The sequence below is a fragment of the Archangium sp. genome (assembly GCF_036388035.1).
In the GTDB taxonomy this organism is placed as follows: Bacteria; Myxococcota; Myxococcia; order Myxococcales; family Myxococcaceae; genus Archangium.
Genome location: NZ_DASVSO010000025.1, coordinates 16,043 through 36,305 on the forward strand (window position 1 = coordinate 16,043; position 20,263 = coordinate 36,305).

Annotated in this window: 16 protein-coding genes; 11 read left to right on the top strand and 5 right to left on the bottom strand. The window is 69.2% G+C overall.

Going from position 1 to position 20,263, the window contains the following annotated elements; genetic code table 11:
• The first annotated feature begins 3 nt into the window (after positions 1 to 3).
• From pilM to VF697_RS01135, 6 genes are all read left to right on the top strand, one after another.
• On the top strand, positions 4 to 1,599 hold the full coding sequence (gene pilM, locus VF697_RS01110) for a pilus assembly protein PilM (RefSeq protein WP_331091375.1): 1,596 nt from the start codon (positions 4 to 6) through the stop codon (positions 1,597 to 1,599).
• 3 nt (positions 1,600 to 1,602) lie between these two features.
• Positions 1,603 to 2,160, top strand: coding sequence for a type II secretion system protein GspM (gspM, locus tag VF697_RS01115; RefSeq protein WP_331091377.1), 558 nt, complete (start codon positions 1,603 to 1,605; stop codon positions 2,158 to 2,160).
• Positions 2,161 to 2,162: 2 nt separating this feature from the next.
• Positions 2,163 to 3,146, top strand: a complete 984-nt coding sequence (gspN, locus tag VF697_RS01120) for a type II secretion system protein GspN (protein ID WP_331091379.1) — start codon at positions 2,163 to 2,165, stop codon at positions 3,144 to 3,146.
• A gap of 135 nt (positions 3,147 to 3,281) precedes the next feature.
• Positions 3,282 to 4,196 (top strand): ankyrin repeat domain-containing protein, encoded by a 915-nt coding sequence (locus VF697_RS01125; protein WP_331091380.1) that lies wholly within the window; start codon positions 3,282 to 3,284, stop codon positions 4,194 to 4,196.
• Between the two features lie 163 nt (positions 4,197 to 4,359).
• Positions 4,360 to 5,991 carry a sigma 54-interacting transcriptional regulator gene (locus VF697_RS01130; RefSeq protein WP_331091381.1) on the top strand — a complete coding sequence of 544 codons (1,632 nt, stop codon included), beginning with the start codon at positions 4,360 to 4,362 and terminating at the stop codon, positions 5,989 to 5,991.
• 141 nt (positions 5,992 to 6,132) lie between these two features.
• Complete coding sequence (locus VF697_RS01135) at positions 6,133 to 6,642, top strand: RNA polymerase sigma factor (RefSeq protein WP_331091383.1); 510 nt, start codon at positions 6,133 to 6,135, stop codon at positions 6,640 to 6,642.
• 79 nt (positions 6,643 to 6,721) lie between these two features.
• Here the strand turns inward: VF697_RS01135 and VF697_RS01140 are convergent, their stop codons facing one another.
• Positions 6,722 to 7,387 carry a hypothetical protein gene (locus VF697_RS01140; protein WP_331091385.1) on the bottom strand — a complete coding sequence of 222 codons (666 nt, stop codon included), beginning with the start codon at positions 7,385 to 7,387 and terminating at the stop codon, positions 6,722 to 6,724.
• The gene (locus VF697_RS01145; protein WP_331091387.1) at positions 7,387 to 9,558 is read right to left on the bottom strand and encodes a S46 family peptidase; all 2,172 of its coding nucleotides are present in this window, start codon (positions 9,556 to 9,558) and stop codon (positions 7,387 to 7,389) included. The genes VF697_RS01140 and VF697_RS01145 overlap by 1 nt, the downstream gene beginning before the upstream one ends.
• A gap of 223 nt (positions 9,559 to 9,781) precedes the next feature.
• Here VF697_RS01145 and VF697_RS01150 point away from each other — a divergent pair, with 223 nt between their 5' ends.
• Positions 9,782 to 10,519, top strand: coding sequence for a M50 family metallopeptidase (locus VF697_RS01150; protein ID WP_331091389.1), 738 nt, complete (start codon positions 9,782 to 9,784; stop codon positions 10,517 to 10,519).
• Here VF697_RS01150 and VF697_RS01155 read toward each other — a convergent pair.
• Complete coding sequence (locus VF697_RS01155) at positions 10,495 to 11,154, bottom strand: MBL fold metallo-hydrolase (RefSeq protein WP_331091391.1); 660 nt, start codon at positions 11,152 to 11,154, stop codon at positions 10,495 to 10,497. The genes VF697_RS01150 and VF697_RS01155 overlap by 25 nt on opposite strands.
• 138 nt (positions 11,155 to 11,292) lie before the next feature.
• On the opposite strand from VF697_RS01155, the gene VF697_RS01160 reads away from it, so the two are divergent.
• Positions 11,293 to 11,967: a hypothetical protein gene (locus tag VF697_RS01160; RefSeq protein WP_331091393.1), complete on the top strand. Its 675-nt coding sequence runs from the start codon at positions 11,293 to 11,295 to the stop codon at positions 11,965 to 11,967.
• An 18-nt stretch (positions 11,968 to 11,985) separates the two neighbouring features.
• Here the strand turns inward: VF697_RS01160 and VF697_RS01165 are convergent, their stop codons facing one another.
• Both VF697_RS01165 and VF697_RS01170 read right to left on the bottom strand, forming a co-directional pair.
• Positions 11,986 to 12,732, bottom strand: coding sequence for an immunity 52 family protein (locus VF697_RS01165; protein ID WP_331091395.1), 747 nt, complete (start codon positions 12,730 to 12,732; stop codon positions 11,986 to 11,988).
• Positions 12,729 to 14,084 (bottom strand): Tox-REase-5 domain-containing protein, encoded by a 1,356-nt coding sequence (locus VF697_RS01170; protein WP_331091397.1) that lies wholly within the window; start codon positions 14,082 to 14,084, stop codon positions 12,729 to 12,731. The genes VF697_RS01165 and VF697_RS01170 overlap by 4 nt, the downstream gene beginning before the upstream one ends.
• Positions 14,085 to 14,829: 745 nt before the next feature.
• Here VF697_RS01170 and VF697_RS01175 point away from each other — a divergent pair.
• From VF697_RS01175 to VF697_RS01185, 3 genes are all read left to right on the top strand, one after another.
• Positions 14,830 to 17,214, top strand: coding sequence for a DNA topoisomerase IV subunit A (locus VF697_RS01175; RefSeq protein ID WP_331091399.1), 2,385 nt, complete (start codon positions 14,830 to 14,832; stop codon positions 17,212 to 17,214).
• 6 nt (positions 17,215 to 17,220) lie between these two features.
• The gene (locus tag VF697_RS01180) at positions 17,221 to 19,158 is read left to right on the top strand and encodes a DNA topoisomerase IV subunit B (protein ID WP_331091401.1); all 1,938 of its coding nucleotides are present in this window, start codon (positions 17,221 to 17,223) and stop codon (positions 19,156 to 19,158) included.
• 100 nt (positions 19,159 to 19,258) lie between these two features.
• The coding region (locus tag VF697_RS01185; RefSeq protein WP_331091403.1) for a PEGA domain-containing protein at positions 19,259 to 20,263 on the top strand (1,005 nt) is incomplete at its 3' end.

Consider the following 20,263-nt stretch of genomic DNA (forward strand, 5'->3'; position numbering starts at 1 on the left):
CGAATGGCCCGGATTCTTGGTCTGGACCTGGGCAGCCACTCCGTGAAGGGGTTGCTGCTCGACGCGAATACGCGGAACCCGGTCGTGAAGGCCTACGCCGAGGTGCGCCGCGCTCCCGAGGGAGATCGTCAGGAGACGCTGCGCACGGCGTTGCGCGAGCTGCTGGCGAACCCGGGGCTGCAGCACCTCGACCAGGTGGTGGTGGCGCTGCCCGGCCAGTCCCTGGCCACGCACCAGCTCGCCCTGCCCTTCAGCGACCCGAAGCGGATTGAGTCCACCATCGCCTTCGAGGTGGAGAGCCAGCTTCCGTTCGACCTGAGCGAGGCCGTCTTCGACTACCAGGTGGCCTCGCAGGTGAAGGACAAGGGCAGCGAGCTGCTCGTGGGCGTGGTGCGCCGCGAGGAGCTGTCGACGCTGCTGGGCGTGCTCAACGAGGTGGGCGTGGACCCACGCGTGGTGACGCACCCGGGCATCACCTACCAGAACCTGCTGATGCAACAGCCGGAGCTCTTCGCCGGCCTCGAGGCGGAGGCGGTGGCCATCGTGGACATCGGCCACGAGCGCACGACGCTGGCCATCGGCCGGCCCGGGGTGGGCGTGGACTTCGCGCGCACCTTCTCGGGTGGCGGGCAGAACCTCAGCCGCGCGCTGGCCACCGAGTTCCAGACGCCGCAGCCCGAGGCGCACCACTGGAAGGAGTCGCACGGAGCGCTGGCGGGTGCGGCCCAGGCCCAGGGGCCGGATGGGGAGCGCGCCGCGGCGGCCTTCGTGCGCGGCCTGCAGCCGGTGCTGCGCGAGCTGCGCCCGTCCTTCAAGTCCTACACCTCGCGCTCGCGCCGGCAGGTGGGCGCCGTGCTGCTGTGCGGCGGCACCGCGCGCATGCCGGGCATCGCCGAGCAGCTCTCCAAGGATCTGGGGATGCCCGTGCGCGTGCTGGCTCAGCCGCAGGAGTCGTCGGCCGCGGGGACCGCCACGGTGCAGCCGGAGGCGATGCAGGCGTACGCGCTCGCGCTGCGTGGCCATGCCTCGGGCGCCAAGGCGCCGCGCTTCAACCTGCGCCGGGGTGAGTTCGCCTTCAAGGGCGACTACGACTACATCAAGGACAAGGTGGGGCTGCTGGCCTCGTTCGCCGTCACCCTGCTGCTGTTGCTCATCGCCACCGGCGTGGTGCGCAACTCGGTGCTGGCGCGGCGCGAGGCCCAGGTGGACGCCGTGCTGTGCGACGTCACCCAGCGCATCCTCGGCTCGTGCGAGAAGAACTACGACCTGGCGCTCAACAAGCTCAAGGGCGTGGAGAGCCCCGCCGCGTCGCTGCCGAAGCTGTCGGCCGTCAACCTGCTGGCGGAGATGACGCAGCGGGTACCGGCGGACGTGGCGGTGACGTTCGACCGCATCGACATCGACCTGGAGCGCATCACCGTGCGCGGCGAGACGGACAGCTCCAAGCAGATCGACACCATCGCCACCGCCCTCAAGGGCCACCGCTGCTTCAAGGAAGTGAAGGAGGGCAAGGTGGAGAAGACCCGCGAGGGCAACAAGGTGACGTTCCGCCTGGACATCCAGGTGCAGTGCCCCGAGCAGGCGCAGGGGGAGGGCTAGGACATGGAACAGCTTCGCGGACTCCTCAACGACGCACGCGCCTGGTTCGAGCGGCTGAGCACCCGGGAGCGCCGGATGGTGCTGGCCACCGGGGGCGCGGTGCTGGCCTTCGTGCTCTTCATCATCCTCTACTCCTTCTCCAACAGCGCGGACGCGTACCGCAAGCGCACGGACCAGAAGCTGGCCAAGCTGCGCGAGGTGCAGACGCTCGCGGCCAGCTACCGGCAGGCCACCGACGCGCGGCAGATGGTGGAGCAGCAGCTCACCGCCAGCAACGTGCGGCTGATGAGCTACATCGAGGACAAGGCCACCCGCGCGGGGCTGACCGTGCCCAACATGACGCCCAAGAACGACGTGGGCCTCGGAGATGGGCAGATCATCGAGAGCTCGGTGGAGCTGACCTTCACCGACGTGGACCTGCGCAAGCTGCACAGCTTCCTGCAGGACGTGGAGAGCGGCCCGGGCGTGGTGAAGGTGAAGAACCTGCGCCTCGAGCCGCGTGCCTCCGCTGAAACCCTGACGGCCTGGACGACCGTCGCCACCTACAAGATGAAGCAATGACCATGGCCGCTGAGACCAAGATCGCCCGCTGGAAGCTCGTCGTTGGTTACGGTGCGTTCTCGCTCCTGGCCTTCGTGCTGTGCCTGTGCCTCACCTTCCCGTACGACACACTGCGGCGGCGCGCCGTGGACGCGGCGGCGGACGCGGGGTACGCGCTGCGCATCGGCTCGCTGCGGCCGGGGCTGCGTGGGCTGACGGCCACCCAGGTGCGCCTGAGCAAGGTGCCCAACGGGATGACGCCCGAGCTGCAGGGCATGCTCGCCAGCAACACCTCCCTGCTGCCTGGCCCCGAGGAGCTGGGCGAACCGCTCACCATCGACTCGGTGGCGCTGCGTCCGTCGCTGCTGCCGCTGGGGGTGGCCTTCCACCTCGACGTCATGGGTGGCAGCGTCAGCGGCAACGTGGGCGGGCTGAGCGACGTGCAGGTGGCGATGAAGCTGTCGGACCTGGATCCCTCCAAGGGCAACCTCAAGGGCTTCAGCGGGATGGACCTGACGGGCAGGCTGAATGGCTCGCTCAACCTCACCATGCCCAGGACGCGGGGCCAGCCGGACCTGAGCCAGGCCAACGGGCAGCTCGCGCTGGACACGAAGGAGCTGCTCATCGCGGGCGGCAACATCACCGTGCCCATGTACGGCCAGCCCACGCCGATGGACCTGCCGCGGATCTCCCTGGGGGAGATCGACGCGCGCATCAAGATCGAGAAGGGGCTGGGCACCGTCGAGGCGCTGCAGGCCAAGAGCGAGGACCTGGAGGTGCGGGGCTCGGGCACGGTGAAGCTGGGCCAGCGGCTGGACGTGAGCCAGCCGGACATGGACTTCAAGCTGCGCGCCGAGCCGGAGTTCGTGAAGCGCCTGGGTCTGCTGGGTGCGGGCCTGTCCATCCTCCCCCCGGACAAGGAGGATCCGAAGTTCCGCGCGGCGCACCTGTCCGGCTTCTTCAACCGCCCCAACTTCGGCCCCGCGCGCCAGAACGTCATGCGCTAGTCGTGGGCCGCGGTAGGGCTCGGTGACTCCCCTGGCGATTCTCGGGTGACCTCTGGGGGTTGGCTCGGTTGCCGCCAACCCCAGGCAGTGGCATGACAGGGGCGAGGCCGAGGGTGTTCGGCCAGGGGAAAAGTCATGAGCAAGAAGTGGATCCTGGTGGGGCTGCTGTTCGCGGCCACTGCGCAGCTGAACGTGGCGCGCGCTGACGACTGGAGCGAGATCCGCGCGGCCGTCTACTACACCGACGACGCCAAGCTCGCGCAGCTGTTGGACAGCGGCGTCGACATCAACATCCAGGACTCCGACGGCTGGACACCGCTGCATGTGGCCGCCGAGCAGGGCCTGCTGCGCACGGTCAACTACCTGTTGGCCCGGGGCGCGAACCCCAACATCAAGACGACCAGGGGCCGGACCGCCTACGACGTGGCGTCCGGCTATGCCCAGGTGCAGGCGGCGCTGAAGGCCAAGATGGCGCCGCCGCAGGATCCCTTCGCCCCCTATCTGAACCAGGGCGCGCGGCCCGGAGTCAACAAGACGCAGCCCCCGGTTGCCCAGCCGGCGCCCGCCAGCCCTGGAACCCCGTCCCGCAACGGCCCGAACGATGGCCGCTCACCCCAGATGCGGCCGCGCCTCGAGGCGCGGGACGCCGTCTGGTACAACAATGCGGACCAGCTGGCGGCGCTGCTGGACGAAGGCCTCGACGTCAACATGCCGGAGGGCTCCACCCGCGAGACGCTGCTGCACGCCGCCGCGTGGCGCGACCGCGTGGAGATCGCTCGCCTTCTCCTGGCTCGCGGTGCCAATACCTCCCTCAAGGACAAGGACGGCAAGCGGCCCATCGACTATGCGCAGTCCCCGGAGATGCGTGCGCTCCTGGGCGGCGGCACCACCCGCGAGCCGCCGCCGACCCCGGCCCCGTCGGGCAAGGAGGCCCACTGCAAGAACATGTGGCACGAAGCCACCGCGCTCTGTGGCATCGGCAACTCGATGTGCAACACCAGCGCCCACGTGCGCTACCAGAAGTGCATGCAGACAGGCACCTGGTACTGACGCTCCGCACACCCGGGCACGCTTGAGCGGTGCGTCGCCCGACCCGGGCAGGGGATGTTTCGGGTCGGGCAGTCCGGCACTACCTCAAAAATAAGCTTCAGCGGTTGCGTGCCACCCACTCCACGGGTTAGGAGTGTCCCAACTACTTTTAAGGGAGGGCTCGATGCCGGAGCTGGTGTTCTTTCGTCGGGGCGAGGAGGTTCTACGGGTGGGGCTGGGACGCGAGCGCATGGTGCTCGGTCGCGGCGAGCGCAGTGACGTCGTCATTCCCGACCCCGAGGTGAGTCGACAGCAGGTGGCCCTCTCCTTCGACGGCGAGCACTGCACGTTGGAGGACCTGTCAGGTAAGGGCACCCTCGTCGCCGGCACCTCCACGCGCAAGGGCGTGCTGGCGGACGGCGCGGACATCGCGCTCGGGCAGTGGCGCGCCGTGTTCCGGCTCCACGGCGGCGGTCAGGCCGAGGGCCCCACCGAGGTCGGCGCCCGCACGGAGCTACAGCCCCGGGACTCCACCGCGCGCTGGCAGCCCGCCCAGGTGCGCATCAAGCAGGGCGCCGACGAGACCGTCCACAAGCTCAGCGGTGACAGCTTCACCCTGGGCAAGGACCCGTCCTGCGACCTCGTCGTGCAGGATCCGTTCATCTCCGGCCGCCACCTCAAGGTGACCCGGCGCGACGATCTCTTCCACGTGGTGGACACCAACTCCACCAATGGCACCTGGATGGGCTCGGTGCGCGTCTTCGAGGTGGAGGTCGGCCTGCCCACCACGCTGCGCGTGGGCCAGACGGACGTCATCCTCGAGCCTCTCACCCCGGCCCGCAAGGAGCTGTCCTTCCACGGCATCATCGGAAACGATCCGTCCGTGCGGCAGCTCAACGAGCTCATCGAGCGCGTGGCCCCCTCCTCCGCCTCCGTGGCCATCCTCGGCGAGTCCGGCACCGGCAAGGAGCTGGTGGCCCGCGCCCTCCACGACTGCTCCCAGCGTGCGGACCGGCCCTTCATCCCCGTCAACTGCGCCGCCATCTCCAAGGAGCTCATCGAGAGCGAGCTGTTCGGCCACGAAAAGGGCTCCTTCACCGGCGCCGCCAACGCGCGCAAGGGCGCCTTCGAGGAGGCCGACGGCGGCACCCTCTTCCTCGATGAGATCGGCGAGCTGCCCGTGGACCTCCAGGCCAAGCTGCTACGCGCCCTGGAGAGCGGGGAGATCAAGCGCGTGGGCGCCAGCCGCCCCTCGCACGTGGATGTGCGCGTGGTGGCCGCGACCAACCGGGAGCTGCTGGCGCAGGCCCGCGAGGGCCGCTTCCGCGAGGACCTGTACTACCGCCTCTGCGTCGTCCCCCTGCACCTGCCCCCCCTGCGCAACCGGCGCGGCGACATCCTCGCGCTCGCCGAGCACTTCCTGCGCACCTACTCGCCCCGGGGCCAGACGGTGCGGCTCGCCCCCGGCGCCGTGGAGCGGCTCCAGCAACACTCCTGGCCGGGCAACATCCGCGAGCTGCGCAACGTGGTCCACCGCGCCCTGTTGCTGCGCAAGGGTGCCTCCATCGAGGCCACCGACCTCACCTTCGACCAGGAGGTGAACCGCGACACGGGCGTGCTGGTGCCCGAGATGCCCCAGGGCATGACGCTGGAGCAGATGCTCCTGAGGCTGGAGCGGCAGATCGTCGAGACCGCCCTGCGCCGCTGCAACAACAACCGCGAGCGCGTGGCCCGCGAGCTGGGCATCGCCCGCTCCACCCTCTTCAAGCGACTCAAGGAGTGGGGCCTCACGAAGCAGGAAGAGGAAGCGGAGTAGGGCTTCCGGAGCCGCTCCGTCCACACTCCCCGACACCCGCGTGCCCCACCTGGACGCGCGGGAAGGGCGATTAGATCCTTTCCGCGGCCCGTGCGTTCCAGCTTCCAGGCACCCGATGAGGGTGCCCAGGAGGCATACATCATGGATGCCGCGGTCATCGCCCTTCCTCCCTTCGCCGAGCTGTACCGCCAGTACCGCACACGGGCACTGGCCATCGCACGTCGCATCGTGGGCGACGCGGATGAAGCGGAGGATGTGGTCCAGGACGTCTTCACCCGACTCGCGCAACGCCCCAGCGGCTTCGATGGCCGCTCGTCCTGCTCCACGTGGTTGCACCGTGTGATGGTGAACAGCAGCATCAACTGGCTGCGCGCGCGCAAGCGGCGCGAGCGGCTGCAGCACGAGCCCGATGCCCCCGCCTCGCCCGAGACGCAGGCCGAGGGCAGCGAGATGCAGCGCCACTTCGAAGAGGCGCTGCAGAAGGTGAGCGAGCAGCAGCGCCAGGTGCTGTGGCTGCGGGAGATGCGCGGCTACAGCTACCCGGAGATCGCCACCCTGCTGCGCATCCCCGAGGGCACGGTGAAGAGCGCCCTGCACCGGGGCCGTCAGCGCGCCCAGGTCGCGATGGAGGAGCGCGGCCAGGAGTTGTGAGTCTCGTGGGGGGGGTGCCGCGGAGCCCGAATCCGGGTCCACGCGGCACCCTCGCCTCGTGCCTCTTCGCGCGGAGGGCTCAGTCCTCCGACTTCGAGCCCACGAAGAAGTCATCCTTGTCGCGGAACAGGATGTTGAAGCTGGTGAGCGAGCCGTAGATGCGGGTGATGTAGCTCTGCATCTCGACCTTCTCGGCGTCCGACAGCTTCGGGTGCGCGTTGAGCTTCTGCTCCATCACCCGCACCTTGTCTCGCACCATGACGATCTTGTGGAAGAAGGTGTCGATGGGGATGTCCTTCCCCTGCACGTCCGCCTTCCCGGGCACCAGCTTGATCGTGCCGCCCTCCCACTTGTTCGCCAGCGGCGCCTCACCGCCCTCGCCCACCGCCTCCCGGATCAGCTCCATCAACTCCGCGCGCGTCATGTTCAGCTCCAGCCCTTCCAGGTCCACCACTTCGTTCGGGTCTCGCTCCCTGCGCCGCACCACCGGGGCCACGCTGCGCGCCGACCGCTCGCGCCGCGAGGCCTCTTCGGCCGCCTTGGCCGCCACGCCGCGCGGGTGGAACTTGTTGCACAGGGGCGCCGAGGGCGGGAACAGCCCCCGTTCCGCCTGCAACCGGCACACGCCCACCCAGCCCCGGTGGTCCACCGAGTGCGCCGCCCACAGCTTGCAGTTGCCGCACACCCGCTCGTCCGGTGCGAAGACCGGGAGGGGCGGAGGCCCGCTCTGGGCCGAGTCCGACATCAGCGGCGCTCCTGGGCCTTGGGCCCCTTGCGGACGCCCAGCTCGCGCAGGAGTCCGTCGGCGTCCTCGACCTGATCCAGCAACCACAGCACGTAGCGCACGTCCACGTTGACGTTGCGCGCCACGTCCGGGTTGTAGCCGAAGTCGTTGGACACGTTCTCCCACACGCGGTCGAAGTTGATGCCCACGAGCTGGCCCTTGCCGTTCACCGTCGGGCTGCCCGAGTTGCCGCCCGTGGTGTCCGCGTCCGCCAGGAAGTTCACCGGCACGTCCTTGAGCCGCTTGTCCAACCACGGCCCGTAGCGCCTGGCCTCGGCCGCCGCGGCCACCTTCTCCGGCACGTCGAAGGGCTCCTCACCGGTGTGCTTCTCCATCACGCCGGCCAGCGTCGTCTGCGGCGTGTAGAAGGCGCCATCCCGAGGCGCGTAGCCCTTCACCTTGGCGAACGTCACGCGCAGCGTGCCATTGGCGTCCGGCGCCACCGGCTTGCCCGCGTGCGCCAGCACCGCCCGGCGCCACTCGGGCATCAGCCGGACGAGCGCCCCGGCCCGCCGGTCGCGCAGCTCGTCCAGCGCCACCACCTCCGCCGTCAGGTCGAAGCCGAAGTCCAGCAGCGAATCCTTCCGCGCCCGGAGCTGCGCCTCCGTCTCACCGGACATCTTCTGCCGCTCCGCCAGGTCCATCAGCTTCGAGGCGGTGTAGAGGGCGTCGATCTTCGCGGCCACATCCTTCTCCGCGAAGGTGCGACCGAAGTGCTTGTCGATGGCCGCGATGCGCTCCCCCTCGCCGAGCGCCTGCGCCCGTCGCACCAGCGCCAGGAGCATCCGCTTGTCCGCCGGGGCGAAGAAGTTCTTCTGCTCGCGCTCCAGCCTGTCCTTCAGCCGGGGCAGCTCACGGTCCATGAACTCGGGCTCGCGCTCGAGGTCCGGCCTGGCCCGCTCCTGCGACAGGCGCGTCACCACCACCGCCAGCGCCGGCGCCTTCACCACCCCGCGCACCGAGTCGAGCAGGAACTCGCGCTCGGACGCCTTCGTCTTCTCGGCCTGCAGGGACAGCAGCTCCGTGTGGGCCTTCAGCGCGCCCTCGAACTCCTTGCGCTTCTCCGCCCACGCCACCACCGCCGCCTCGGCCTGGCGCTGCTTCTCCACGATGCGCCCGCGCTTGAGCCCCGCGAGCTGCCCGCTCGAGTTCTTGTAGCGGTTGTGCAGGCCCTTGAGGTGCGAGGCCACGGCGATCTTCCCGGCCGGATCCTTCGCGCCCTCCTCCTCGAGGATGCGGATGAGCTCGCCGTACACGTCGACGACGCGCGGGTAGGAGCGAGCCTGCCGCTCGGCCATCTCGTCCGCGAGCAGCGCGCGGAAGGTGGTGCCGGGGTAGCCCAGCACCATCACGAAGTCGTCCGGCTTCACGCCCTCGGTGGCCAGCGGGAAGAAGAACTCCGCCTTGTGGGGCACGTTCTTCGCGTTGTACTGCGCCGCCGAGCCGTCCGGCGCCGTGTAGGCGCGGATGATGGAGAAGTCACCGGTGTGGCGCGGCCACATCCAGTTGTCCTCCTCGCCGCCGTACTCACCCACCGCGCGCGGCGGCGCGTACACCAGCCGCACGTCCGCCAGCTCCACCGAGTCGCTCAGGATGAACTGCAGCCCGCCGTCGAAGCTGGCCACCTTGCAGCGCGTGGCCGGGCGCTTCTCGCACTCGGCGATCAGCTCCTTCTCCTTGCGCTCCAGCGCCTTCTGGCGCGTGAGGTCATCCGCCCCCGCCGGCACCGCCGCGAGCATCTCCTTCGTCACGTCCGTGAAGCTGCGCGGCACCTGGATGCGCGCGCCCTTGCCCGGCAGCTCCTCCTCGCGGCTCTTCGCCAGGAAGCCCTGGGTGATGAGGTCCTTCTGCGGCGTGCTGTGCTCCTGGATGATGCCGAAGACACAGTGGTGGTTGGTGATGATCAGCCCGGACTCGGAGATGAAGGCCCCCGAGCAGCCGCCGACATTCACCGCGCCCGCCAGCAGCCCGGTGCCCCGCTGGGGGTCCCACAGCCGCTTGGGCGACACCTGAAGACCCTGGGCCTTGAGCCACGCCGGGTCGAGCTCGAGGACCTGTTGGGGGGTCCACTTCCCTTCCCCGGCCAGAGCCGGGGCAGCCACGAGTGAAAGGAGCAGGAGCGTCTTCTTCATCGTGCCCCCCTCCCTACCTCGTCTCGGCCCCGCTGGCGACGGTCTCCGACGACGGGCGCCTGGAGAGGAGGGGCACATCCCCTCACTCCGCCCTCTTCCAGAGGGAGCGGAGGCACACACGGAGCGAAATCCGGGGGCTCTTGCCCGCCTCCCCTGCCGCCGGCCCGGGGAGCGCGAGGCGCCTCGCGGAACAACCCAGGGTCAGCCGTGTTGAGGGCCCGGAATGCAGACCTCAAGCGGCGCAAAGCTGAACTTCGGCCGGGTGGCCCTTCTCCTCGTACTCCTGGGCGCGGGTTGGTTCTTCTGGGACTCGCCGGCCCTGTGGCCCCTCAAGTTGCTGGTGGTGATGATGCACGAGAGCGGTCATGCCCTGGCCACCCTGGTGACGGGGGGCGCGGTGGAGCGAATCACCCTCGCCGCCCTCGAGTCCGGCGCGTGCCTGTCCCGCATGCCCTCCGGCCTGCCGGCCCAGGTGGCGGTCTCCTCCGCGGGCTACCTGGGCAGCGCGCTCGCCGGAGCCTTCCTGCTGCTGGCCACCTTCCGCTTCCGGCTGCGCCGCTGGGTGCTCGCCGCGTCGTGTATGGGCCTCGCGGTGATGGGCGTCCTCTATGCCGGCGACGGCTCCACCCTGGCCTTCTGCCTGGGCACCGCGCTCGCCCTGGCGCTCGCGGCGAAGTACCTGCCGGATGGCGGCGTGGACATGCTCAACCTCTTCCTCGCCGCCTTCACCGCGCTCTACGTGGCGTTCGATCTGCGCTCGGACCTGCTGCACGGCGCCGTCCGCTCCGTCAGCGACGCGTCCGTGCTCGCCCACCTCACCCCCGTGCCCACCTGGGCCTGGGCGGCGCTCTGGTCGTTCGTCTCGCTCGCGCTGCTGGGCCTCTTCGCCCGGTGGTCGCTGCGCGCCGCGCGCCCGGAGAACATGGGCTATGGGCCTCAGCGCCTCGGACGCATCCGGTAGGCCACGAAGGCGGCCACGTCCGGGAAGGCGAAGTACGGGTTGTGCTGGCGCACGTCCCCCAGGGCGGCCACCGGCACGTCCGCGTAGTCATGCCCCGGGAAGAGCCGCGTGCTGTCCGGCACCTTCAGCAGCACCTGGGACAGCGAGCGGTACATCTCCTCCGGGTTGCCTCCGCGCATATCGCACCGGCCGCAGCCGTTGATGAAGACGGTGTCGCCCGACACCAGCGCGTCCTGGGCCAGCAGGCAATGCGAGCCCGGGGTGTGCCCCGGGGTGTGCAGCGCCTGGAAGCCACGCCCGCCCACGGTGAGGCTGTCGCCCGGCCCCAGGGGACTCAGCGCCCCACCCGCCAGCGCCCGCAGGTCCGCCGAGAAGTCCACCTCCTCGCGCTGCGCGTACACCGGCACGTCGTGGCGCGAGAGCAGGTCCGGCAGCCCGTTGGTGTGGTCGCCGTGGCAGTGGGAGATGAAGGCGCCCACCAGGCGCTTGCCGTCCTCCCCGAGGGCCTTCTCGATGGCGGGCACATCCCAGGCCGGGTCCACCACCAGCACCTCCGGCGAGTCCTTGGGACCCACCAGGTACACGAAGTTGTCCATCGGCCCGAGCTTGAGCTGGCGCACGTACAGAGCTTCCATCGTCATCCTCCGGGCGGGACTCCGCCCCACGGCGTCCGGACGCACTCTACGCTCCCCAGGAGGGCCCGGCGTGGCCCTTGAGGCGGGACACCGCTTCGCATTTGAATGGGGACCCTTTCCCCGCCGAGGAGTCCCCGCTTGAGGAACCCGCTGCTCCCCCTGGCCTTCGCCCTGCTCGCCACGAGCGCCATGGCCAAGGACCGAGCCACCCTCCGCTACTCCCCTCCCCCGGACGAGGAGCGTCCCGTGGTGGTGGAGGCAACCGCGGGCCCGCAGGGCGGTGACTTCGCGTTGCGGCTGCGCTTCGACAAGCTGCCCTTCGGGCAGGAGTGCGGGAACCGCTGCGCCAACGCCACCCTGCTGCTCGACACGGACTCGAGCGCCCAATCAGGCCTGAAGCTGCCGGACAAGGCGGCCGAGACGGGCGCGGACCTGGCCATCATCGTCCAGGGCGTGCGCGACTTCTCGGGCGGGAACGGGGAGAGCTACCTGCGCGTGAAGGTGCGGCGGCTCGACGGGGTTCGCACCGTGGATGACGGCGAGCTGCTCACCGAGCTGGACCACCGGCGAGACTCGGATCGCATCCACATCGAGGAAAACATCGTCTTCCTGCTCATCGACGCCAGCAACAACCTGCCCTCGGGCCGCAAGGTGCGCGTCGTCTACCACCCGCCGGGGAGCAAGGCCCTCGAGGCGACCATTCCGGGCATGCTCAGCGGGAGCGCCAACAGCGGCAATGTGATGATCTTCCGGCGCGGCGGCTGGGGGAAGGCGCCCCAGGGCGGCAAGCGCGTCGGCACCGAGAACAAGTAGAGCCCCGCGGAAGTCCCGTCAGGGAAGCGGAGGCCCGAGCAGCCCCGCGCGGTCGAGCAGCTCGCCGACGCGGTGGGCGAGCGCGACATGCTCGGGGTTGCTCGCGGTGAAGCGCTCGGGGGTGAGGACGAGGAGCGTGCCCTTGTCCTCGACACGCTCCATGCGCACGGGCGCGGGCAGCGGAGGCACCCGGCCCACCTGGTCCGAGTAATAGGTCACCCAGCCCCACAGTCGCGTCGGCCGGGGCCTTGGAATGAGTTCCCGGTGCGCGCGAGATGTGGCGATCGCCCATTCCGGCTCCCAGCCCACCGCCATGGCGCGGACCAGCCCGGAGAGAACATTCGCCGTCAGCACCCGCTGCGCGTTCGGCCCTTCCTTACCGTCCAGCCCCTGGCTGGGCAGATCGAATACGCACGCGTTGACGATGCGCTCCTCCGAATGAATACCAGCGCTGATGAGGAAGGAGCTGGCCTCGTCGTCACTGGCGCCGTTCCATCCGCTGATACGAAAGCCAAGCTCTTCGAACACCCGATCCTTCCCACGCCGAAACATTTTCGCCAACGTGGCTCGATCCGTCTCGATAGGACGCTGGAGTGCTTCTCTGCGAGAACGCCCCTGCTTGAGCCAATGGGCAAAATCAGGAGCGACCGTACGCAGAGCGGTGAACATCGCCTCCGCGCGCTGACCACATTCCTCGGGAGACTCCTTTCGGGCGCCCCAGTAAGCCCCCGCGTAGTAGGTCTCGATCAAATCATCCTCCTTCAAGGGAGTGCCGGAGTGTGAACCACTTCAATGCCCCGCACACCATTATCCGCAAAGAGCGCTCGGATGGCTTCGGCCACCTTGGCCTCCGCGACGTGCCAACGGATGGGCGTGCCCTTCGCGGCTTGGAACTGTCGCTGAGCCTGCTCCACCAGGTTGCGCGCCCCCCGGGTGAACCACGATTTGGGCGCCAGCTTGTCGGTGAACTTGTTGGCGTAACCGGGTCCCTTTGCCTCCAGCAGCACACCGTCCTTGAAGCCATCGAAACGCGTGCCCCGGACCACATATGACTGGTCCACGGGCTGGCCGGAGACCTGCTCCTGGAAACGCGCCGCGCGCCGGCTCATGGACTCCTTGACCGGCTGCCACTGCCCAGGACCCTGTCCCTGCCCGGATGGGCCTGACTTCCCGCCCTGACCCTGGACCGACGGGTTGGCCATGTGGAGCACGACGGCGGCACCGGCACCTCCGCCGAGCACGCTGGCGGCTCGCCCCACGGGCACGACCCGCTGGAGCACCAGGGCACCGTCCGCCGACAGCGACAACGCGGGCACGGAGAGTGCCTCCAGACCGCTGCCCATCGTGGCCATCGTCCGAGTCGTGCCGGCGGCGGCGCCATAGGTGGCCAGCACGGTGACGGTCAACCGGGAGAGGGCACGAATCTGCTCGCCCCGCGTCATCAACCGGAAGTGCTCGAGGTACTGCGGCGAGTGGGGCACGAGCGCCGCCACGCCCTGGGGCAGTTGCGAGAGCGCCGCGAGGCTGTCCCCCGGATGGACTATCAGTCCGCCCAGCGCCAGCACCGTGTCGCGGAAGGCGTCCTCCGCGCCATCCAGGGTGCGGTTGATGACGTCCGCGTCGCTGTACACCTCGGCCAGGGGTGGACCCGTGCGTACTCGCTGGAGGCCCTCGTCCACCGGAAAGAAGACGCCGCTGCGCCCGTCGTAGAAGCGACCCACCTCGAAGGGCCCTGCCCGCAGCGCCCCGTCCTTCAGCGCCACCACGCCCACGCGCTGCTGCGTCTCACCACTCAGCGCCCAGGCCATGCAGCCATCGGGGCGCAGCACCGCCAGTCCCTCGAAGCGCCGCACGCGTGCGCTCAGGGCGGGGCGAGACACCTCCTCCTCGCCCTCCATGACTTCCCGCAGCAGGTACGAGGCCGCCAGACGTGGGCCGAAACGGGCCAGCGTGACGGGCCTGGCGAGCAGCGCGTCATACAACTCCGCCGCATCCTCGGGTGTGAGGCGCGCTTCGCGCGAGGCCAGCAGGTGAGAATCACCCAGCCCGGCCCAGAGGAGCAGCGCCTCGAAGGCGTCCAACTCCACCAGCCCGCCCTGCACCAGTTGGAGCGGCAAGGAGGCCGGGCCACCGCCTCCCCTGTCCAGGGACGCGTTGCGCGCGTGCCCCATCGACGGGGCGAGATGTCGAGCACGGTGGCCCAGCAACAGCCCTCGCGAAGAAGGCCGGCCCGTCGCACAGCCCGAGAGCACCAGGAGAAAAACCCACGCCAGCAAGCCCCTCGAATGAGCAAGCCCCCGAACCCCTGGAGAGCCCGGGACAGCAGCACGCACGGACATGCCACGCCTCCTCGGCGGGAGGGCTCGAGGCCCGAGCCCACGCTACCCAGGCCGTCTGACAGCCCAACGAGCGAGCACGAGGGGCATGTCAGTCCCCTATGCGATATCCGCTCAATGGCTCGCCCGACGTGTCCCCGTGCCGCACGGCCTGGAAGCCCTCCACCCTACCTGGGAGGACAAACAGGCCCTTTCTGGCTCCTCGCCTGCCTACCCCCCAAGTAGGCTCACGCCCCTACCCCCAGTGCGCGACGGGAGTCACCCGTCGTCCCGGTCCCAACCCAGGCAGGCAAGCGTGCTCACCCCACCTCCGAGGCCCTCCCCCATGCGATTTCGTGGCCCAAACACCTGAACACGTGTATAGCTCTTCCACTCCCGAGGCGTTGCAACCCCTCGAATTTGTTCCCTTAAACAGAGGGCCGTGGTAGTCCGCCGCCCTCACACCTCCTATCCCGGAACCCGGACTGCGCGAGCCGCGTCCCGCGTTCCATATGGATAGGGACGTTCCTGGCCTGAACACATGAGCATGCTCGCACAAGCCGAAAACAAGACGCGGAAGAAGCAGGGCGCCTCGGGTGGGGGTGGCGATGGTGTCGCCGCGGCCGCCGGGGGTGGGGGTGGCGGCTCCACGCCCGCTGGACTGGCCGAGGAGGCCCGTCGGCGCTACCTCAACTATGCCCTCTCCGTCATCACCTCGCGCGCCCTGCCCGACGTGCGCGACGGCCTCAAGCCCGTGCAGCGCCGCATCCTGTACGGCATGTGGAACGACCTGAACCTCTCGCACGACGCGAAGTACAAGAAGTGCGCTCAGGTCGTCGGCGCCATCATGGGCCCCTACCACCCGCACGGCGACACCGCCATCTACGATGCCCTCGTGCGCATGGCGCAGGACTTCTCCCTGCGCTACCCCCTCGTGGACGGCCACGGCAACTTCGGCTCGCTCGATGGCGACGCCGCCGCCGCCTACCGTTACACCGAGTGCCGCCTGGAGAAGCTCTCCGACGAGCTGCTCAACGAGCTGGGCCAGAAGACGGTCGACTTCCGGCCCAACTACGATGGCACCCGCACCGAGCCCATCGTCCTGCCCGCTCGCGTTCCCCACCTGCTGATGAACGGCACCACGGGCATCGCCGTGGGCATGGCCACCAACATCCCGCCCCATCACCTGGGCGAGCTGGTCGACGCGCTCATCGCCCTGGTGGATGACAACAACCTCACCACCAAGCAGCTCCTCAAGTGGGTCAAGGGCCCGGACTTCCCCACCGGCGGCGAGATCCTCAACTCCCAGAAGGAACTGCAGGAGATCTACGAGTCCGGTCAGGGCAGCGTGCGCCTGCGCGGCGAGTACGAGCTGGAGGACATGAAGCGGGGCGGACAGCAGATCATCATCACGTCCATCCCGTACACGGTGAACAAGTCCACGCTGGTGGCGAAGATGGGCGACATCGTCCGGGAGCGGAAGCTGCCGCTCGTGGTCGACGTGCGCGACGAGTCCACCAAGGACGTGCGCATCGTGCTGGAGCTCAAGAAGGAGGCCAGCGCCGAGCTGGTGATGGCGTACATCTACAAGAACACGCCCCTCCAGACGAACTTCAACGTCAACCTCACCTGCCTCGTGCCCAACCCGGAGAACCCCGAGGTCGGCACGCCCCGGCGGCTGGGGCTCAAGGAGATCCTCCAGTACTTCCTGGACTTCCGTCTCCAGGTCATCAAGCGCCGCATCCAGTACCAGCTCGACGAGCTGAACAAGCGCGTCCACATCCTCGAGGGCTTCGAGAAGGTCTACGACGCCCTCGACGAGATGATCCGCATCATCCGCGCGTCCGAGGGCAAGCAGGACGCGGCCAAGAAGCTCATCGCGCGCTTCAAGCTGGATGAGCTCCAGGTGGACGCCATCCTGGAGATGAAGCTCTACAAGCTGGCCCGCCTGGAGATCCTGGTGGTCCAGAACGAGCTCAAGGAGAAGCGCAAGCAGATCAAGGAGCTGGAGGCCCTGCTCAAGAGCAACCAGCGCCTGTGGAACACGGTGAAGGACGAGCTGGCCGAGGTGAAGACCGCCTACGGCACGGGCAAGCGCCGCACCAAGGTGAGCTTCCGCGGTGCCGAGGAGATGACCTTCGACGCCGAGGCCCTCATCGCGGACGAGGACGCCCACGTCGTCATCACCCGCGACGGGTGGATCAAGCGCGTGCGCGAGGTGAAGGACCCCAGCTCCACCCGTCTGCGCGAGGGCGACGCGGTGATGACGGTGCTCGCCGGCAGCCTCAAGGCGAACCTCGTGCTCTTCAGCAACTTCGGCACCGCCTACGTCACGCGCTTCAACGACGTGCCCGCCTCCACGGGCTACGGAGACCCGGTGCAGAAGCTGTTCAAGTTCGACGACGGCGAGCGCGTGGTGGCGGCCCTGTCGCTCGACACCCGGCTGTGGCGTCCCGAGAAGCTGCTGGGCGTCACCCGGCAGGGCCAGGGCATGCGCTTCCCGCTCGCCCCGCACCTGGAGATCTCCACCCGCGCCGGCCGTCGCTACGCGAAGACGGGCGAGGGCGATGAGATCGTCGGCGTGCAGCCGGTGGAGGACAAGGACCTGGTCGCCGTGCTCACCGAGCGCACCAGCGCGCTGGTGTGCAAGGTGGCGGAGATCAACGAGCTGGCCGGCCCGGGCAAGGGCGTGAGCGTCATCAAGGTGGAGGAGGGAGACCGGGTGGTGGACTTCCAGGTCGCGCCCCAGGGCAACAAGGAGGCGGGGATCCTTTTCGACACGCAGAAGGGCCGCAGGCTCACCCTGCACCCCGGCAAGTACGAAGTGACGGGCCGCGGTGGCAAGGGTCACGAAATGTCGCGCAAGGACACGGTGAAGGAAGTGGTGCGTGCGCCCCACTTCATCCCGTTGCCGGAGCAGAAGAAGGAGTAGCCGACGATGGCGACGACCAAGAAGACGACCTACACGGGCGCCGACATCCAGGTCCTCGAGGGCCTGGAGCCGGTTCGCAAGCGCCCGGCGATGTACATCGGTGGCACCGACGGCACGGGCTACCACCACCTGCTGTGGGAGATCCTCGACAACTCGGTGGACGAGGTCATCAACGGCTATGCGTCCACCGTGGAAGTCACGCTCCACAAGGACGGCCGCACCATCACGGTGGTGGACGATGGGCGAGGCATCCCCATCGACATCATGCCCAAGTTCAAGAAGCCGGCGGTGGAGATCATCCTCACCACGCTTCACGCGGGCGGTAAGTTCGAGCAGGGCAACTACATCCACTCGGGCGGTCTGCACGGCGTGGGCAGCTCGGTGGTGAACGCGCTCGCTCGCAAGCTGGTGGTGGAGATCAAGCGCGACGGCAAGCGCCACGTGCAGACGTACAGCAAGGGCAAGCCCACCAGCCCGCTCAAGGCCGAGGGTCCGGCGCGTGGCACCGGCACCTCCATGACCTTCGAGCCGGACCCGGAGATCTTCGGCGAGAAGCTGAAGTTCGACGCGGCGCTCATCCGCGAGCGGCTCGAGGCGAAGAGCTACCTCCACAAGGGCATGACGGTCGTCTGGAGGGACGAGACGGCCCATCCGCACGTGAAGGAGGAGTTCAAGCACGACGGGGGCATCGCCGAGTACCTCACCAAGGTGGTGGGCGAGCGCGGCAAGCCGGTGGTGCCCTCGGGCAGCACGGCCATCTTCTACCACTCGCGTGACAACGGGGTGCGCCTGGAGGCCGCGTTGGTGTGGACGGAGGCCACGGACGAGCACATCCGCTCGTACGTCAACGGCATCCCCACGCCGCTGGGCGGCACGCACGAGGCGGGCCTGCGCGGCGCCGTGGTGAAGGCGGTGCGCAACTACATCGAGACGCACGACCTCTCGTTCAAGGGTGTCACGCTCACCGCGGAGGACATCCGCGAGGGCATGACGGCCATCCTCTCCACCTACGTGGTGGAGCCGCAGTTCCAGGGCCAGACGAAGGGGCGCCTCAACAACCCGGAGACGAACGCCCAGGTGGACAGCGTCATCCGTCCCGCCCTGGAGAAGTGGCTCAACGACAACAAGTCCATCGCCGAGGCGGTGGTGGCCCGCATCGTGCTGGCCGCTCGCGCCCGCGAGGCCAGCCGCGCCGCCTCCCAGGCCATCAGCCGCAAGACGGCCGTCAGCCACCGGCTCAACCTGCCGGGCAAGCTGGCGGACTGCTCCTCCACGGAGCCCGGCACCAGCGAGCTCTTCCTCGTCGAGGGTGACTCCGCAGGCGGCAGCGCCAAGCAGGGTCGTGACCGGCGCACCCAGGCCGTCCTCCCGCTGCGCGGCAAGGTGCTCAACGCCGAGCAGGCCTCCACCGACAAGGTGGTGGGCAACAAGGAGCTCACGGACATCGTCAGCGCCCTGGGCTGCGGCATCGGCAGTGACTTCGACATCACCAAGCTGCGCTACGGCCGCATCTTCCTGATGATGGACGCCGACAGCGACGGCAACCACATCGCCACGCTGCTGCTCACCTTCTTCTACCGGCACCTGCGCCCGCTCATCGAGCAGGGTCACATCTACCTCGCCCAGCCGCCCCTCTTCCGGGTGGACATCGGCAAGGAGACGTACTGGGCGCTCGACGAGGTCCACCGCGACCAGATCATCCGCGAGAAGACCAAGGGCAACGCCAAGCCCAACATCATGCGCTTCAAGGGTCTGGGGGAGATGACTCCGGACGAGCTGAAGGAGACCACGCTCGATCCCAAGAAGCGCCAGAGCCTGCAGGTGACCATCGACAACCCGCTGCTCACCGATCAGATCATCAACGACCTGATGGGCCGGGACGTCAGCGCGCGCTTCAAGTTCATCATGGAGAGCGCGAACGAGGTCGAGGACCTCGACGTGTAGGACTCCGGCGGGGCGGGCTCCGGGAACTCCCGGGACCGCCCCCCCGGTGTGTGGGGTGGGCATGGTGCCCGGCCCCCGTGCTCGGCTAGCATCGCGGGCCGTGCCTCTGAAGACTCCCCTCGCCCTCTCGCTCGCGCTCGTGTTGAGCATGGCCTCGGGTCCGACCGAAGCCGCGCCCCGCCGTGGCTCGTCCGCCTCGGCGCGCAAGGCGAAGAAGGCACCCCGGGCCGAGCAGAAGGTGCCCGCTCCGAAGGCCGCCGCGCCCGCCCCGGCCGAGGCTCCGAGGGAGGCACCGGTGGAGCCCCAGGCCTCCGCTCCGGCGGCTCCCGCCGAGCCGACTCCTCCGCCCCAGCCCCCACCTCCCGCCTGGACGGGCCGCGTCGCGGTGCTGGCCGTGCCGGCGGATCGGAGCGCTTCCGAGTCCGCCGCTCGCATCGAGACGGAGCTGCGCCACTCGCTCGGTGGCCAGGCGGACGTGCAGCTCGTGGACATCGCGAGCCTCTTTCCGCCGCCGCCCCCCGTCTCCCTCAAGCAGGGCGATGCCCTCTTCGAGGCAGGCAGGGCCCTCTACGACAACCTGGATACGGAGGCCGCGGCGAAGAAGTTCACCGAGGCGGCGGCCTTCTACCAGCGCTACGCGGTGGACACGAAGCCCGAGCGCCTGGGCCGCGTCTACGTCTTCCTGGGCGCCTGCCGGCTGCTCAACGGGGATGTCGCCGGAGCGCAGGAGGCCTTCGGCCGCGCGCTGCTCGCCGCCCCCGGCCTCCAGCCCGAGTCCGAGCTCTTCGGCCAGGAGGTGCATGAGGCCTTCAACGCCGCGAAGGTGGGCCTGTCGCGCCGGCCCCAGGGCACGCTCGCCATCGACTCCGTCCCCTCCGGCGCGCAGGTGCTGCTGCACGGGCAGCGTGTGGGCACCACGCCGTTGAAGGACGTGGAGCTCGCGCCCGGCCCCCACCAGGTGGTGCTCACCCTCTCCGGCTACGCCCCCTTCGGTGTCTTCCAGGAGGTCGCCCCCTCTCAACGCAGTGCGTTGCGCCCCATGCTCGAGCCCACGCCCGGCCTGGCCTCGGTGCAAGACCTCGCCGCCAATGCGACCGCCAGGCCG

What these genes read in the sequence shown, in the direction of transcription:
- VF697_RS01150 (WP_331091389.1), top strand. Translation starts at nt 9,782, where the DNA reads ATGCAGACCTCAAGCGGCGCAAAGCTGAACTTCGGCCGGGTGGCCCTT.
- gspM (WP_331091377.1), top strand. Translation starts at nt 1,603, where the DNA reads ATGGAACAGCTTCGCGGACTCCTCAACGACGCACGCGCCTGGTTCGAG.
- VF697_RS01175 (WP_331091399.1), top strand. Translation starts at nt 14,830, where the DNA reads ATGCTCGCACAAGCCGAAAACAAGACGCGGAAGAAGCAGGGCGCCTCG.
- VF697_RS01140 (WP_331091385.1), bottom strand. Translation starts at nt 7,387, where the DNA reads ATGTCGGACTCGGCCCAGAGCGGGCCTCCGCCCCTCCCGGTCTTCGCA.
- pilM (WP_331091375.1), top strand. Translation starts at nt 4, where the DNA reads ATGGCCCGGATTCTTGGTCTGGACCTGGGCAGCCACTCCGTGAAGGGG.
- gspN (WP_331091379.1), top strand. Translation starts at nt 2,163, where the DNA reads ATGGCCGCTGAGACCAAGATCGCCCGCTGGAAGCTCGTCGTTGGTTAC.
- VF697_RS01125 (WP_331091380.1), top strand. Translation starts at nt 3,282, where the DNA reads ATGAGCAAGAAGTGGATCCTGGTGGGGCTGCTGTTCGCGGCCACTGCG.
- VF697_RS01135 (WP_331091383.1), top strand. Translation starts at nt 6,133, where the DNA reads ATGGATGCCGCGGTCATCGCCCTTCCTCCCTTCGCCGAGCTGTACCGC.
- VF697_RS01155 (WP_331091391.1), bottom strand. Translation starts at nt 11,154, where the DNA reads ATGGAAGCTCTGTACGTGCGCCAGCTCAAGCTCGGGCCGATGGACAAC.
- VF697_RS01180 (WP_331091401.1), top strand. Translation starts at nt 17,221, where the DNA reads ATGGCGACGACCAAGAAGACGACCTACACGGGCGCCGACATCCAGGTC.
- VF697_RS01130 (WP_331091381.1), top strand. Translation starts at nt 4,360, where the DNA reads ATGCCGGAGCTGGTGTTCTTTCGTCGGGGCGAGGAGGTTCTACGGGTG.
- VF697_RS01145 (WP_331091387.1), bottom strand. Translation starts at nt 9,558, where the DNA reads ATGAAGAAGACGCTCCTGCTCCTTTCACTCGTGGCTGCCCCGGCTCTG.